The organism is Pseudomonas sp. F8002 (assembly GCF_013385495.1).
Taxonomy (GTDB): domain Bacteria; phylum Pseudomonadota; class Gammaproteobacteria; order Pseudomonadales; family Pseudomonadaceae; genus Aquipseudomonas.
This window is the reverse complement of sequence record NZ_JACAPW010000032.1, coordinates 228578-242994: the sequence shown is the minus strand read 5'-3', so window position 1 is coordinate 242994 and position 14417 is coordinate 228578. Positions and strand designations below refer to the sequence as shown.

At 61.2% G+C, this 14417-nt stretch carries 15 protein-coding genes; 8 read left to right on the top strand and 7 right to left on the bottom strand.

Features of this window, described 5'->3' with window-relative positions; translation table 11 throughout:
- Nucleotides 1–93 precede the first annotated feature (93 nt).
- Complete coding sequence (locus tag HX811_RS23695; RefSeq protein WP_003217418.1) at nucleotides 94–624, top strand: bacterioferritin; 531 nt, start codon at nucleotides 94–96, stop codon at nucleotides 622–624.
- A gap of 137 nt (nucleotides 625–761) precedes the next feature.
- On the opposite strand, the gene HX811_RS23690 is transcribed toward HX811_RS23695, so the two are convergent.
- A complete protein-coding gene (locus HX811_RS23690) occupies nucleotides 762–2831 on the bottom strand; it encodes an AsmA family protein (RefSeq protein WP_177047597.1) in 2070 nt (689 codons plus the stop codon).
- 368 nt (nucleotides 2832–3199) lie between these two features.
- Between HX811_RS23690 and HX811_RS23685 the strand changes: the two genes are divergently transcribed.
- On the top strand, nucleotides 3200–3649 hold the full coding sequence (locus tag HX811_RS23685; RefSeq protein ID WP_003217421.1) for a hypothetical protein: 450 nt from the start codon (nucleotides 3200–3202) through the stop codon (nucleotides 3647–3649).
- Nucleotides 3650–3800: 151 nt separating this feature from the next.
- On the top strand, nucleotides 3801–4433 hold the full coding sequence (locus HX811_RS23680) for a TetR family transcriptional regulator (RefSeq protein WP_003217423.1): 633 nt from the start codon (nucleotides 3801–3803) through the stop codon (nucleotides 4431–4433).
- A gap of 1 nt (nucleotide 4434) precedes the next feature.
- Here HX811_RS23680 and HX811_RS23675 read toward each other — a convergent pair whose 3' ends face one another.
- Nucleotides 4435–4923: a C40 family peptidase gene (locus tag HX811_RS23675; protein ID WP_177047595.1), complete on the bottom strand. Its 489-nt coding sequence runs from the start codon at nucleotides 4921–4923 to the stop codon at nucleotides 4435–4437.
- A 338-nt stretch (nucleotides 4924–5261) separates the two neighbouring features.
- Here HX811_RS23675 and ureE point away from each other — a divergent pair, with 338 nt between their 5' ends.
- The 5 genes from ureE to HX811_RS23650 all read left to right on the top strand — a co-directional run bounded on the left by ureE (nucleotide 5262) and on the right by HX811_RS23650 (nucleotide 8895).
- Nucleotides 5262–5762, top strand: a complete 501-nt coding sequence (ureE, locus tag HX811_RS23670) for an urease accessory protein UreE (protein WP_008439076.1) — start codon at nucleotides 5262–5264, stop codon at nucleotides 5760–5762.
- Nucleotides 5759–6433, top strand: coding sequence for an urease accessory protein UreF (locus HX811_RS23665; RefSeq protein WP_003217429.1), 675 nt, complete (start codon nucleotides 5759–5761; stop codon nucleotides 6431–6433). Before ureE ends, HX811_RS23665 begins: the two co-directional genes overlap by 4 nt.
- A gap of 23 nt (nucleotides 6434–6456) precedes the next feature.
- Nucleotides 6457–7071: an urease accessory protein UreG gene (ureG, locus tag HX811_RS23660; RefSeq protein ID WP_003217431.1), complete on the top strand. Its 615-nt coding sequence runs from the start codon at nucleotides 6457–6459 to the stop codon at nucleotides 7069–7071.
- A gap of 24 nt (nucleotides 7072–7095) precedes the next feature.
- The gene (locus HX811_RS23655; protein WP_087692463.1) at nucleotides 7096–7668 is read left to right on the top strand and encodes a HupE/UreJ family protein; all 573 of its coding nucleotides are present in this window, start codon (nucleotides 7096–7098) and stop codon (nucleotides 7666–7668) included.
- Between the two features lie 96 nt (nucleotides 7669–7764).
- Nucleotides 7765–8895, top strand: coding sequence for an AGE family epimerase/isomerase (locus HX811_RS23650; protein ID WP_177047593.1), 1131 nt, complete (start codon nucleotides 7765–7767; stop codon nucleotides 8893–8895).
- Here the strand turns inward: HX811_RS23650 and HX811_RS23645 are convergent.
- The 5 genes from HX811_RS23645 to livM form a co-directional block, all read right to left on the bottom strand.
- Entirely contained in the window at nucleotides 8867–9772 is a 906-nt protein-coding gene (locus HX811_RS23645) for a cation diffusion facilitator family transporter (RefSeq protein WP_102367988.1), read from the bottom strand. The two genes, HX811_RS23650 and HX811_RS23645, sit on opposite strands and share 29 nt — an antisense overlap.
- A gap of 224 nt (nucleotides 9773–9996) precedes the next feature.
- Complete coding sequence (locus HX811_RS23640; protein WP_003217437.1) at nucleotides 9997–10764, bottom strand: SDR family oxidoreductase; 768 nt, start codon at nucleotides 10762–10764, stop codon at nucleotides 9997–9999.
- A gap of 790 nt (nucleotides 10765–11554) precedes the next feature.
- Nucleotides 11555–12271 carry an ABC transporter ATP-binding protein gene (locus HX811_RS23635; RefSeq protein ID WP_003217439.1) on the bottom strand — a complete coding sequence of 239 codons (717 nt, stop codon included), beginning with the start codon at nucleotides 12269–12271 and terminating at the stop codon, nucleotides 11555–11557.
- The gene (locus HX811_RS23630; RefSeq protein ID WP_003217442.1) at nucleotides 12268–13143 is read right to left on the bottom strand and encodes an ABC transporter ATP-binding protein; all 876 of its coding nucleotides are present in this window, start codon (nucleotides 13141–13143) and stop codon (nucleotides 12268–12270) included. Before HX811_RS23630 ends, HX811_RS23635 begins: the two co-directional genes overlap by 4 nt.
- Nucleotides 13140–14417 (bottom strand): high-affinity branched-chain amino acid ABC transporter permease LivM, encoded by a 1278-nt coding sequence (gene livM / locus HX811_RS23625; RefSeq protein ID WP_003217445.1) that lies wholly within the window; start codon nucleotides 14415–14417, stop codon nucleotides 13140–13142. Before livM ends, HX811_RS23630 begins: the two co-directional genes overlap by 4 nt.

Sequence of the window (14417 nt, the reverse complement as noted above, 5' to 3'; positions counted from 1 at the left end):
GATAAAACTTTTTGCGTTGCCTGGGACTCACAACTTGGAGCGATCACGCCGGCAGAGCGTGGCGCAAAACCGGATTAGTACCAGGAGAATGAGATGACTGACTCACATTTGTCTGACGTAGCCACTTTACGTGACCGCGCCCGCAAGAACGTCGAAAACGGTGCCGTGACCGAAGGTTATGACGCCGACCGCCAGGAAATCCTGCGTCTGCTCAACGAATCGCTGGCCACCGAGCTGGTGTGCGTGCTGCGCTACAAGCGCCACTACTTCATGGCCAATGGCGTCAAGGCGCATGTCGCCGCCGAGGAGTTCCTCGAGCACGCCACCCAGGAAGCCGAACACGCCGACAAGTTGGCCGAGCGTATCGTGCAGTTGGGTGGCGAGCCGGAGTTCAACCCCGACCTGCTGTCGAAGAATTCCCACGCGCAGTACGTGGCCGGCAATACGCTGAAGGAGATGGTCTACGAAGACCTGGTGGCCGAGCGCATCGCGGTAGACAGCTATCGCGAAATCATCCAGTACATCGGTGACAAAGACCCGACCACTCGCCGGATCTTCGAAGACATCCTGGCCCAGGAAGAAGAACACGCCGACGACATGGCGGATATTCTGAAGGACCTGTAACTAACACAGCTAACACCGCAAAACCCATGTGGGAGCGGGCTTGCTCGCGAAGGCGGTGGGTCAGTCGGAACATTCTTGACTGATCCACCGCCTTCGCGAGCAAGCCCGCTCCCACATTTGGTTCACGGTTTTGTCAGCTAGCCTTTCACCGTCTTCGGTGCCTTGCCTTCCTTCATCTGTTGCAGCAGCGGCGCACACTGGTTCGGCTCATCGCCGCTCGGTGCCACCAGCGCCAGCAAACCCGCCGCCGGCCCGGCAATCACACCCAAGGCAACCATGCCCGCACCACGCAGCATCAGCGGCACCGCCTTCACGCCAGCATTCGGTTTGATAAACGGCCCGTTGACGTACAACGGCGAGCGCAGGGAAAACAGGCGGAAGCCTTTGGACTCCGGAGTAATGGTCAGGTCAAGCTGCTCGCTGGCCATGTTCGCGGTGCCATCGATGTAGATGATCGCGTTCTCGGTATCGAACACAAACAGGCGAGTCGTCGCCAGGCCCGACTTGATGCCGAAGTCTGCGGCCGCACAGTTGATCTTCACTTCCTTGTCGCCAAACAGGCGGCCGACCACGTAGTTGCCGACGTTGAGCCCGGCGATTTCCATCAGTCCGCGGCTGATGGCGCCGTCGTTGATCAACATCTTCAGATCGCCATTCGACGTGCCAAGCAATGCCGCGACGGAGTTGCCGCGCCCGGAAATGTCCGCGTCGCCGTTGAGCTCGCCGAAGCTGGTTTTCATCGGCTCGAAGGTCGGGAACAACTGCTTGAGCTTGAAGTTGCGCGCGGTGAGTCTGGCCTGGCCTTCCATCGGCGTGGTGCGCCCGTTGAGACGAATCTGCGCGTCGAGCTTGCCGCCGGCCACGCCGAAACGCAGGGGCTCCAGGCTCAACTGCCCGTCGTTCAGCACCAGGTGAGTGTAGAGATCGGTGAACGGCAATTCGGCACTGTGGACGATGCGTTTGCCGGTGAATTCGACGTCGGCATCCATGTCGCGCCAGCGCTCGGTGCGGAACTCTTCCACTGGCAGCACCTTGGTCGCCGGCTGCTTGCTTTCGCCGCCACGGGCTTTTTGCTTGGCGTTGGAGTCGGCGCCGATCAGCGGCGCCAGGTCGGTCATCAACAGCTGGTTGGAGACCAGCGCCCCGGTGAGCTTGGGCCGCGGCTGGCTGGCGACGTAGCCGAGGTTGCCGTGGATGTCGCTGTTGCCGATCTTGCCGTTGAAGTTTTCATACTGGAACGACGCGCCACTGGCCTCATGCAACTTGGCGATCAGGTGGCCGTCGGTGGAATAGGCCGGCGAATCCGGCAGGGTCACGCCGGTCAGGGGGTACAGGTTGCCCAGGCTGCTGCCGGAGAGTTTGAGGCGCAGGTCGAGGGCGCCGAGGTTCATCGGGTCGGTCAGGGTGCCGGCCAGCGCGATGCTGGTGTCGCCGATCCTGGCCTGGGCTTGCAGCGGGAACGGCTTGGCCGCGTCCTGCAAGGCCAGCAGGCCACCGATCTTGCCGGTGCCATCGAGTTTCTGGCCGTGGTATTGGCCCTTGACCTTGAGGCCGAACGCGTAATCCTGCGGCGCCGAGCCTTTTTCCAGGGCTTTCCTGGCGTCGGCATCGCCGACGATCTCGCCGAAGGGGATCGGCTTGCCGAGCAGGTCGATCACGACGTCGAGCTGGGTCTTGAGAGTCTGGTCGTCGAGGGTCACATGGCCTTTGTCGAAGCCGATGGCGCCGATGTCCACCACCCAGTTGGACGGTTCGGCATTCGGGTCCTTGGGGTCGAACTTGAAGGTCCAGTTGGCGCGGCCATCGGCCAGGCGCTGCAACTGCGCACTCGGTTCGGTGAGGTCGATACGCGGGATCACCACGCGCTGGGCCAGCAACGCCAGGGGCGAGATGCGCAATTCCACGCGCTTGAGGGTGACCATCTGCGGGGCTTTCGACCAGTCGGGGTTGCCCAGGGTCAGGTCTTCGGCAATCACATGGGGCCACGGAACCCAGGCGCGCCAGCCGCCTTCATCGGGCTCGCGCTGCCACACCACGGCCAGGTTGCCATTGATGGCAAACGGTCGATGCAGCTCTTCGGAGACCTTGGCGTTGAGGGGCGGCTTGATCCGGTTCCAGTCAAAGAACACCAGGACCAACACCACAATGGCGATTAACAAAACGAAGCTGGCGCAGCTCCAGGCGAGAATTTTACGAGTGCGCGTCATTGCACAGGACTCCAGGTTACGACTGAGCGGGCGCTTTGCGGCGCGCGTTTTGACTACAGCTTATATGGCTACGACTGACAAACGGCGCGGGGGTTTAACCCCATTGATGAATTCCTCATAAAAACCGCCTTTCCTGACCAACCAGACAGTTTCAATCATCAACGACGCACCGTTGTTACCCACGTTCGTGTCGAAAATACCCACCTCGGTGCAAAAGCGCGGGCTTGAGACCTGCGAGATAGAGCCTTCGCAGGGAACAATCAATTCTGTTGATTATTACCATTGTGTTTATGAACTTTTATATCGACTTATCAAGAGTAGCATTAGCCCTGTACCCAATTTATCGCCCTCCCAAGGAGCAACCCATCATGAAACGCCAAATACTCGCAAGCTTTGCACTTTCCCTCCTGGCCACCAGCGCATTTGCCCTGCCAGCTGCTGAACAGGCCACCCCACAAGTGAAAGCCGACGCTTCCCACTTCAGCCAAACCCTGGCTCGCAGCGGCGCTTCGGACAAGAACAACACCGACTACAACGGCAGCATCACTGAAAACGGTTCGGAACAAGCCAACAAACGTGCTTACACCGAAGGCGTTGCTGAAGGTGGCCGTGATCGTCTGGAACAGAAAGGTCTGGTTGAAGGTGGCGCTGATCGCCTGATGGAACGCAACGCTGTTGCCGAAGGTGGCCGTGATCGCCTGGAACAGAAAGGCCTGGTTGAAGATGGTTCGAGCCGCGCCAACAAACGCGCTTATGCTGACGGCGTAGTGGAAGGCGGTGCTGACCGTCTGGCAGAACTGCATCAAGCACAGAGCTAAGCCCGTGCTGGCCCTGGAAAAAAGCCCGATCAGCCGATCGGGCTTTGACTTTGTGTGAACCGCAACGCCCTTCTCCCTTTTGAAGTTCGACGCTGGCAAAGCTGATTTGCTAGAGTGCGTCGCTGTCCTTGTCCACAAAGCCCGCCTGCCAATGCTGCCCCGCGCCGAACAGAAGCAACAGACCCGACTCGCCCTGATGGACGCAGCCCGCCATCTGATGGAGTGTGGCCGTGGGTTCGGCAGCCTCAGCCTGCGTGAAGTGGCCAAGACCGCCGGCATCGTGCCCACCGGTTTCTACCGTCACTTTGCCGATATGGATCAGTTGGGCCTGGTATTGGTCAGTGAAGTCGGCCAGACCTTTCGCGCGACGATTCGCCTGGTGCGCCACAACGAATTCGTGATGGGCGGCATCATTGATGCCTCGGTACGGATTTTCCTGGATGTGGTCGCCGCCAACCGTTCGCAATTCCTGTTCCTGGCCCGCGAGCAATACGGCGGCAGCCTCGCCGTTCGCCAAGCCATTGGTGCCCTGCGTGAAGACATCGCCAGCGACCTCGCCGCCGACCTGACCCTGATGCCCAAGCTCCAGCACCTGGATGCCGACGGCCTGCACGTGATGGCCGACCTGATCGTCAAGAGCGTGTTCGCCACCCTGCCCGACATTATCGACCCGCCCGCCGAAGCGCTGCCTGCGCACCTCACGCCGCAAGCCAAGATCACCCAGCAGCTGCGTTTCATCTTTATCGGCCTCAAGCATTGGCAAGGCCTGGGCAGCACCGAATAACTCAGCGCACAGTGTGAAAACGCTTGGCGGTGGTGTAGTTCCGGTTCCAATAGCTGTTGGCCAGTGAGTCGATGCGTACGCTTTTGCCCGTGCGCGGCGAGTGGATGAACTTGCCCTCTCCTATATAGAGACCGACGTGGCTGACCTGGCCGCGCCCATTGCCCCTGAAAAACACCGCATCACCCGGTTGCAACGCATTGCGCTTGACCGTGGCCGCGGTTGAGCGGTGCATCGCCGAGGTGGTGCGAGGCAGATGAATGTTGGCTTCGGTCTTGAACAGGTACACCAGGAAGCTGCTGCAATCGAAGCCCTGCTTCACCGAAGAGCCGCCCAATTTATAGGGCGTGCCCAACAGCTCGTGGGCGCGGTCGATCACGTTGTCGATAGTAGGTGGCGGCGCGAATGCCGGGGCACGCTGAAGATTGGCCGAAGCAGATGAAATGGCGAGCGACAAACTGACAATGAGTAAACAGAAAAATGACTTGTACATGGTGGAAACCGCTGAAGATTAAATACGGAGCGGAATCCTAATGAAACAGCGCGTAACGCAACGCACGGCAAATCCTGCAAGTGCGTAGGAAAAGTCCCAAGCAATCAAAACAAAAAAAAAGATGAAAGAAATTTCATGCAACAAGCAATGGAATTCAACGCCGAGCGCCCGGATCCGGTGCTATAAATCCAACCACGCACCAAAATGAAACATTTTGGAATAATTTCCTGCGCCATCAGGTGGCACAAGTCGCCTGCCTACAGGGAATTCCTACTCCCCGCGTGGTTGGCAAGACCCTTGCTCTAGCTTGCTTATCGCTCATAGCTGGAAGCTTTCTGATGCTGGTGATCCACCGCCGAATCGCCCCCCAACCCGTCTGGGCCGCAGAGTTGCTGCTGAATTTCGAAGCCCGCAGTAAAAGCCGCCTGCGCTGTTTCAGTGCCGACGGAGAAGACGTCGGCCTGTTTCTGGAGCGCGGCCAACCGCCGCTGCACGATGGCGAATTCCTACAGGCTGAAGACGGACGTGTCGTACGCGTGTGCGCCCGGCCTGAACAACTGCTGCACGTCACCTGCGGCAATGCCTTTGAACTGACCCGCGCCGCCTATCACCTGGGCAACCGCCACGTGGCGCTGCAAGTGGGTGACGGTTGGCTGCGTCTGCTCGATGACTACGTGCTCAAGGCCATGCTCGATCAGTTGGGCGCGACGACCGAGACCATCGAGGCCCCCTTCCAGCCGGAACACGGCGCCTATGGCGGCGGCCACCACCACTCCCGCCATGGCGACGAAGACTTCAACTACCCGCCCAAGCTGCACCAGTTCGGCGTACGCCTATGAACCCAGCCTGGGCGCTGTTGCGTCTGGCCAGTCCGCAGCTGCCGATTGGTGGCTACAGCTATTCCCAGGGCCTGGAAATGGCCGTGGAGCAAGCCCGCGTGACCGACCCGGCAAGTGCCGGGCGCTGGATCAGCGATCAACTGTTGCTCAACCTGGCGCGCTTCGAAGCGCCGCTGCTGCTCGCCCACTGCCAGGCCGCCGCCGAACAGGACTGGCCACGCCTCGCGCAGTTGTGCGAGGAACACCGCGCCAGCCGTGAAACCCGCGAGCTGTATCAGGAAAGCCGGCAGATGGGCTATTCCCTGCACCAGCTATTGAACGGTTTACCGGAGCTGGATGACGCCGCCCGAGAGTTCCTGGCACAGCGTTCCGAACCGCACCTGGCCCTGGGCTGGGCCCTGGCCGCCCGCGCCTGGCAGATCAGCCCGGATGACGCCCTGGCCGCCTGGCTGTGGAGTTGGCTGGAAAACCAATTGGCGGTGCTGATGAAGACGCTGCCTCTGGGCCAACAAGCCGCCCAGCGCCTGACCAGCGAACTGCTGCCGCTGCTGCAACAAGCCCAGCAGGACGCCAGCCAGCTTGACCCCAATCACTACGGCAGCGCCGCGTTTGGCCTGTCCCTGGCGTGCATGGCCCATGAGCGCCAGTACAGCCGCCTGTTCCGTTCCTAGGGCACTTTATCTTGGAGAATCACATGAACACCCAACCCCTGCGCGTCGGCATCGGCGGCCCGGTCGGCTCCGGCAAGACCGCCCTGACCCTGGCCCTGTGCCTGGCTCTGCGTGATCGCTACAACCTGGCGGTGGTCACCAACGATATCTACACCCGCGAAGACGCCGACTTCCTGGTGCGCAACCAGGCCCTGGCGCCCGAGCGCATCATCGGTGTGGAAACCGGCGGCTGCCCCCACACCGCGATTCGCGAAGACGCCTCCATCAACCTCGAAGCAGTAGACCAACTCAACCGTCGCTTTCCCGGCCTGGACCTGATCCTGGTGGAATCCGGCGGCGACAACCTGTCGGCCACCTTCAGCCCGGAACTGTCGGACCTGACCATCTACGTGATCGATGTGTCGGCCGGCGACAAGCTGCCGCGCAAAGGCGGGCCGGGAATCTGCAAATCCGACCTGCTGGTGATCAACAAGATCGACCTGGCGCCGCTGGTAGGCGCATCCCTGGAACTGATGAACAGCGATACCCAGCGCATGCGCGGCGGTAAACCTTTCGTCTTCAGCAATCAGAAAACCGGCGTCGGCCTGGAAGAAATCGTCGCCTTCATCGAACGCCAGGGCTTGCTGACCGCAGCCTGATCAACCCCCACAAGGAGCCTGTCCATGCGCCTCAATACACTTCTCGCTGCCGCAGCCTTGCTGCTCACTCCCGCCCTCGCCTTCGCCCACCCCGGCCATGGCGACAACGGCCTGGTGGCCGGTATCAGCCACCCGCTGGGCGGCATCGACCACTTGCTGGCAATGGTCGCCGTGGGCCTGTGGGCCGCTCAACAAAAAGGCTCGGCGCGCTGGGCGCTGCCGTGCACGTTTGTCGGCACCATGCTGATCGGCGGGATGCTGGGCTTTGAAGGGCTGGAACTGCCGGCGCTGGAAAGCGGGATTGCCGCGTCGGTGCTGGCGCTGGGCCTGGCGGTAGCGCTGGCGGTGCGGCCGCCGTTGTTCGTGGCGGTGGCGGCGACGGCGCTGTTTGCACTGTTCCATGGCGTGGCCCATGGTTTGGAGCTGCCGGACATGTCCAGCCCTTGGGCGTATGCCATAGGGTTTGTGGGTGCGACGGCGGTTTTGCATGCTGCCGGTTATGCCGTGGTGCGTTTCCTGCCGGCGGCGGCTGCGCCGTTGGTGCGGGTGGCGGGTGCGGCTTCGGCGGCGACTGGGGTTTGGTTGCTCGCTGCCTGAGATTTTCAGCGCTTGCGATGGCGGACTCACAGCCACCACTTCCCCCAAGCCTGATACCATGTCGCGCAAACACCCCTGCCGTGACGACGCCAGCCGATGCCCATCGCTCCAAGCTCCGCCCTCAAGCCTCAATTGACCGCCGTGTTGACGCACTTCCACGACCTGATCGTGCCGCTCTGGCAAGGCCCGGGCTGGAATGCCGACCTGGCGCTGCCCTATGAGGCCCTGGACGCCGATCATCGGCCTTTGCCCCCGCAACGCTATCGCGCCATGGCCTGCGCACGGCAGTTGTACCTGTTTGCCAGCCTGATCGGCGAACCCGGCGCAGCCTTTGCCGAGGAGCGCGCCGCCGCGCTGTTCCGGTCCCTGCAACGGTACTTCCACGACGCCGAGCACGGCGGCTGGTTCTACAGCATCGACGCCCACGGCAAGCCGCTGGATAAGCGCAAGGACCTCTACACCCACGCCTTCATCATCTTCGCCTGCGCCCACTATTGGGCCAAGGTACGTGAATCGCTGGTGGAATCGGTGCTCGACGCCGCCCTGGAAGTGGTCGCCGAACGCTTCGCCACCGGCGACGGCCTGTACGAAGCGGTGCTGGAACGTAACTGGTCATCCCTCAAGTCTGGCCCTCTGCAAAACCCGCTGATGCACCTTGCCGAAGGTTTCCTCGCCACGTTGGCCGTGCGGGAGGACGCCGTCACCCAAGACGCGTTGCTGGACCTGGCCAACGCCATGCAGAAGCGCTTCATCGACCGCCAACACGGCGTGATGATGGAAAAACCGCTGGGCGCTGTGGATAACTGGTTTGAACCGGGGCATCAGTTCGAATGGTTCTTCCTGCTGGAATCTTCGGATTTGCTGCGGGGCACACCGTTGCACACATCACTGAGCAAAGCGTTCACCTATGCCGAGCAAAAGGGTGTGGATAACCTGACCGGTGCGGTCAGCGGCATGCTCGCCCTGGACGGCAGCGTGCGCGACGGCACCCAGCGCATCTGGGCCCAGGCCGAATACCTGCGGGCGCTGACCTTGCGGCCCGACAGTGAAGCCGTGCTGCAACGCCAATTGCTGGCGCTGCAACAACGCTTCCTGCATGACAAAGGCTGGAATGAGTGCCTGGATGCCAAGGGGCAAGTGAGCCGGCGGGACATGCCGTCGACCACGCCTTACCACTTGGCGACGTGCTACCTGGGCCTTACGCAATCCATTTGCGGTCCCCGGTAAAACTGATCGTCAGCCAGCGGGCCGCGTCGGGCTTGCCCAACCCTGTGGATATTTCTTCGCGCAGCCCGTCCAGGGTGGCGACGTTATCCACCGGGTAATCCGCCGGCAGCACCACATGAATCTCGATAAACCGCGCCCGCCCGTGCTTCTGCACGTAGGACACGTAATCATCGAAACCATGCCTGGCCTGGGCCGCCTCCATCACTTCGCGCACTTTGCCGTCCAGTTGGTCCGGCACAATCCCCAACACGTCGCGTAGCGCCGGGCGCAGGATCTTGAAGGCCGGCGCCAGCATGCTCAACGCCAGCAGGATCAGGATCAACGGGTCGACATACACCGCCCACTGCCCATAGCCCTGGGACTTGAGCAACAGCGCCGCCAGGAAGCTCACCAGCAGCCCCACCGACAGCATCGCGTCCACCAGCCAGCTGATGTTGTCGAACTGGATCAGCGACGACTTGAGCGTGCGATTGCGGTAACGCACGTAGAAGAAATAGGCGAACTCGACGACGGTAAACACCGCCGCATAGATGATCACCAGGCCCAACTCGATATCGCGCCCGCCATTGATAATGCCGAACACGCCGTTGAGAAACGCGTAGATGGCGATCAATAGCAAAAAGCTGCCCTCGATCAGCAGCACCATGGGCTCCAGGTGCCAGTAGCCGAACTGGAAACGTTCGTTGCTTTTCTTGGCGATCAGCTTGGCCGTGATCAGCATCAGCACCTTGATGGCGGTGGCGATCAGCGAGAAAAAGCCGTCGAATAAAATCGATTGGGCGCCCGACACCACCCCTGTGACAATCCCGGCGATCGCCACGGCGAACATCAGGATGGTCGATTGTTTGAGCAGCGACTGCTCACCTCGGTTACTCACATATCCTCCTGTCAAAACCTTTGAACCGCACAGCGCGGCGGGGTTTTCAGGGGTGGAGTGTACCTTATGTCCTGTTTTGGCCGATTTGCCGCATTTTCCAGGCTGACAAAAAACCTGTGGCGAGGGAGCTTGCTCCCGCTGGGGCGCGGAGCGGCCCTGGCTTTTTTGGGGCCGCTTCGCAGCCCAGCGGGAGCAAGCTCCCTCGCCACAACAGCTCGACGAACTTAGGCCTTGGCGCCGCGCTCAATCGCAAACCCGGCCCAGGTCTGGCTCACTGGCATCAGCTCCAGGCGGTTGATGTTCACGTGTGCCGGGGTGTTAAGCACCCAGAAGATCGTATCCGCAATGTCCTGCGGCTGGATCGGCTCGGCACCGGCATAAGTCGCGTCATAACGCGCCTGGTCACCGGCAAAGCGCACCAGCGAGAACTCACTCTCACACAGGCCCGGCTCGATGTTGGTCACGCGCACGCCGGTGCCCTGCAGGTCGCAACGCAGGTTCAGCGAGAACTGTTTGACGAAGGCCTTGGTGCCGCCATACACGTGGCTGCCCGGGTACGGGTAGCTGCCGGCAATGGAACCGAGGTTGATGATGCCAGCGCCACGGCCGTGGGCGATCAGGCGCGGCAACAGCAGGCTGGTGGTGGTCAGCAGGCCCTTGATGTTGGTGTCGACCATGGTTTCCCAATCGTCGAGGCTGCACTTCGGCGCAGGGTCGGTGCCCACCGCCAGGCCGGCGTTGTTGATCAGCCCGCGCAGCGTGGCAAAGGACGGCGGCAGGTTGGCGATCGCCTCTTCCATGGCCTTGCGGTCACGCACGTCCACCACCAGGCCGAGCACTTCGGTCTGCTTGGAAAGCTCGGCGCACAGGGCGTTCAAGCGCTCTGCGCGGCGGCCGGTGAGCACCAGTTTCCAGCCGGCTTCGGCAAAACGGCGGGCACAGGCTTCGCCAAAACCGGAGGTCGCGCCAGTAATAAACAGCGTATTGGACATGGTGTTCTCCTTGCGGGGCTACGAGGTAAAAAATCAGCCAGCAGAATGCCCGGCTGCCGGGCTGGCGGCAACTGATACACGCTGTGAACACAGGTGAATGCCGCTCATGCTGTACGAAATTCAACCAATCGGCCGAAAGCCATACAGGCCGTGGCGTGCAGCCATGTGCGCGCACCTTATCCACAGCCCCGTCCACAGTCTTTGGGGGCAAGTACAAAAGCTGAAAGCCGCGCTACACAAGGCTTTCAGCGCGATTCAAAAAGTTTTTTGCTTGACCTTGCGCAGCCCGTATGTAGCCCGGTTCAAAACGGTGCATTCAGGACGATGGCTCCAGGCCAGTCATTCCGGCCTCTGCGGCACTCTTTCCAGAGTTTAGTCACAGACTTATCCACAGGCCGGAGTGACATATTCCGGTCATATACCTGTGTCTTTAAACAGGTTGACAAACCCCTCGAGTGGTCACGAAAAACTCACTGGTCAATAAACAACCACCACGCTGCAAGCCGCGAAAACAAAGGCCTCCAGCCAGCTACTCCCACGTTACCCACAGCCGGTTCCACAGTGCTTGGGGACAAGTCAAAACTGTGACAAAACAGGGATTTGCGGCGGCTATATGTCGCGCTTTGGCAGGTGCCTGGATTTGTTGTCCACAATTTCAGGAAAGCACTGTGGATGATCGTTCCCACGCTCTGCGTGGGAATGCAGGCCGGGACGCTCCGCGTCCCAAAGCGTGACGCAGAGCGTCACAAGAGGCGTTCCCACGCGGAGCGTGGGAACGATCAGAGTTACATCAGTGCCCGCCGAGGTAGGCGTTACGCACCTCCTCATTCACCAGCAGCTCCTTGCCGGTGCCGGTAAGGCGAATCTCGCCGTTGACCATCACGTACGCCCGGTCCGACAGCCGCAACGCATGGTTGGCGTTCTGCTCCACCAGGAAGATGGTCATGCCGGTAGACGCCAGCTCCCGCAGCGTGGAAAAGATCTGCTTCACCACGATCGGCGCCAGCCCCAGGCTCGGCTCGTCCAGCAGCAACAGCTTGGGCCGGCTCATCAGTGCGCGGGCGATGGCAAGCATCTGCTGTTCACCACCGGACATGGTCATCGCCCGCTGGTTGCGCCGCTCCTTGAGCCGCGGGAACAGCTCGAACATGCGCTGCATGTCTTCGGTGGCGAACTTGTCGCCAATCGGGATGGTGCCCATCAGCAGGTTTTCCTCGACGGTCATGTCGGGGAACACCCGCCGCCCTTCCGGCGACTGCGCAATGCCGTTGGAGGCGATGTAGTGGGACGACTTGTGGGTAATGTCGACGCCGCGGTAGATGATCTGCCCGGACTCGGCCCGTGGCTGGCCAAAGATCGACATCAACAGCGTGGATTTACCCGCGCCGTTGGACCCGATCAGGCTCACGGTTTCGCCTTCGTTGATGTGCAGCGAAACTTTCTTCAGGGCCTGGATCGGGCCGTAGAACACGTCCAGGTCTTTCAGTTCGAGGATTGGCTCACTCATACCAGCTCCTCTTCGTCAGCGCCCAGATAAGCCGCGATCACCTTCGGATCATTGCGGATCGCTTCCGGCCCGCCCTCGGCAATCACGTTGCCGTGGTCCAGCACCACGATGTGGTCGGAAATACTCATCACCATGCCCATGTCGTGTTCGATCAGCACCACCGTCAGGTCGTGCTCGTCCCGCAGCAGGCGAATCATCGCGCTGAGGGCTTCGGTTTCCTGGGGGTTGAGGCCGGCGGCCGGTTCGTCGAGGCAAATAATCTGCGGCCGGGTGCACATGGCACGGGCGATTTCCAGGCGGCGCTGCTGGCCGTAGGACAGCTCGCCGGCCAGGCGGTTGGCGCAGTCCACCAGGTCCACCACTTCCAGCCAGTAGAACGCATGGTCGAGGGCGTCGCTTTCAGCCTTGCGGTAGCCCTTGGTATTGAGGATGCCCGCGAGCATGTTGCGGTTAACCCACATGTGCTGGGCCACCAGCAGGTTCTCCACCACCGACATTTCCTTGAACAGGCGAATGTTCTGGAAGGTGCGCGCCAAACCCGCCCGGTTCACCAGGTGAGTGCCGCCGAACATCTTGTAGAACACCCGGCTGACGAAGCTTTTCGGCGAGACAAAGTCGGTGGCCTTGAAGCGCTCGCCCAGCAGTTGGATCACGTTGGTCTGCTTGCCGCGCACATTGAGTTCGATCTTGCCGCCGGAGGCTTTGTAGAAACCGGTCAGGCAGTTGAACACGGTGGTCTTGCCGGCACCGTTGGGACCGATCAGGGCGAAGATCGAGTTGCGCTTGACCTTGAGACTCACGTCGCTCAAGGCCTTGATGCCACCAAAGTGCATCATCAGGTGTTCCACGGAAAGAACGACTTCCTTGCTCATGGCGCCACTCCTTTACGTGGGACAACACCGGTACGGCTGATACGAATCAGGCCTCGTGGTCGCCAGATCATCATTACCACCATCAACACGCCGAAGAGCAGCACGCGGTACTCGGAGAAGCTGCGCAGCAGCTCCGGCGCCACCGTCAGCACGAACGCGGCAATCACCACGCCGACGGTCGAGCCCATGCCGCCCAATACCACGATGGCGAGGATCAGCGCCGACTCGAAGAAGGTGAACGACGACGGGTTGACGAAGCCCTGGTAGCTGGCGAAAAACACCCCGGCCAGACCGGCAGTGGACGCGCCGATGGTGAACGCCGAGAGCTTCACCAGCACGTGGTTGAGGCCCATGGAACGGCAGGCGATTTCGTCTTCGCGCAAGGCTTCCCACGCGCGGCCCACCGGCATGCGGGTCAGGCGGTGCTTGATGTACAGCACCAGCAGCACCACCAGGAACAGCACGATGTAGATGAACAGGAATTTGATGTTGGGGTTGTAGTCGATGCCGAAGAACTCGTGGAACGGCACCCCGCCATCCTTCGCCTTGCGCACGAACTCCAGGCCGAAAAACGTTGGCGACGGCACCGGCATGCCGTTCGGGCCACCGGTAAACGACAGCCAGTTATTCAGCACCAGGCGGATGATTTCACCGAAGCCCAGGGTCACGATCGCCAGGTAATCGCCGTGCATTCGCAGCACCGGAAACCCGAGTATGCACCCCGCCAGCGCCGCACAAATCGCCGCCAGCGGCAGCACCGACCAGAAGCCCAGGCCGAGGTACTGGTAACCCAGCGCCAGGCCATAGGCGCCGATGGCATAGAACGCCACGTAACCCAGGTCGAGCAGCCCGGCCAGGCCGACCACGATGTTCAGGCCAAGGCCCAGCAACACGTAGATCAACCCGAGGATCACCACGGTCAGCAGGTATTTGTTGGCAAAGAACGGGAATACGATGGCAATCACGATCAACGCCGGGATGATCCAGCGCAGGCGCGACTTGTAGTCCGGCTTGAGCACATGCACACCGGAGCCGGTGCTTTCAAACCCTTGCAGAATCCGCAGGCCCCTTGGGGTTTGCAGGAACAGGCTCATGGCGAACCGGCCGACCATCACGATGGCCACCAGGATGCCGACACGCGCCGGTTGCAGGTTGAAGCTGTAGCCGTCGAGGACCACGCCGACGATCGGACCGAACACGATCAGCGAAATCAGCCCGGCGAGTACCGCATCGACGACACTTTTCTTGATATCGATAGAGTAGGCAGCAGACAT